A 920-nucleotide genomic window follows, 5' to 3' on the forward strand; every position below is an offset into this window, starting at 1 on the left:
TTGATCTATGTGATTATAGCATACGGAATCACATATGTAATGGGACTTCTGATGTGGTATGGCTATAGAAAAGGTCTTAATCTCAGCGCTTTTCCACAGGCGCAGATGCTGTATCCAGCAGCAGGTGTGATGATGGCTTATTTAATTACCAAAAAAGGAGATAAAAATCTTCCAACGGCTTTTTACATATTCTTTGTAGCTCTCACGGCGGTGCTGGTTGTCTGCACGGCGGCTTCTGTTCTGGCTCCCAAAAATAGAGATCTGATGAGCATGCCATATTCTCAGTGGGCACCGATCATGGAGTACGTTATAATAGGTGGCAGCGTTATTTTCTGGATTCTTCTTCTGCAATCCGGTAAAGAAAAGCGCAGAGCCTATGGACTGAACAGCGAACACTGGAATATATCTATTCGTATGATCCTGTTGTTTATTGGATTATATCTTCTCAGATTTGTGATTGCCTGTGCTCTGAGCGGCCAGCTTTCTGAATTTGGCAAAATAATGGCAAATCCTACTACCTGGATCATATTTTTTACTGTTTTGGTAAACTTTTTCCTGTCAGTAGTGGCATTCTTTGGAGAAGAATACGGATGGAGATATTATCTTCAGCCTCTTCTTCAGAAAAAATTTGGACTAAAAGGCGGCGTAATCCTTTTGGGCTGTGTGTGGGCTGTATGGCATCTGCCAATAGACTTCTTCTATTACACTACGCCGGATATGGGGCTGGCGGCTCTGGCAAGCCAGTTTGTTACCTGTATTTCACTGGGGATTTTTATGGCATATACTTATATGAAAACCCAGAATATCTGGGTTCCGATAATTATTCATTTTCTGAATAATAATATGGTGGTAGTTTTTTCAGGAACGTACTCTGCGGATGTACTTCAGAATCAGCAAATCCACTGGGGAGATATTCCTGT

Annotated in this window: 1 protein-coding gene; it reads left to right on the top strand. The window is 41.6% G+C overall.

The window, feature by feature from the left end; genetic code table 11:
- The coding region (locus D8Q48_RS17015) for a type II CAAX endopeptidase family protein (RefSeq protein ID WP_147422761.1) at nucleotides 1-920 on the top strand (920 nt) is incomplete at both ends.

The organism is Ruminococcus sp. B05, from assembly GCF_003628495.1.
GTDB classification, from domain to species: Bacteria; Bacillota; Clostridia; order Lachnospirales; family Lachnospiraceae; genus Schaedlerella; species Schaedlerella hominis.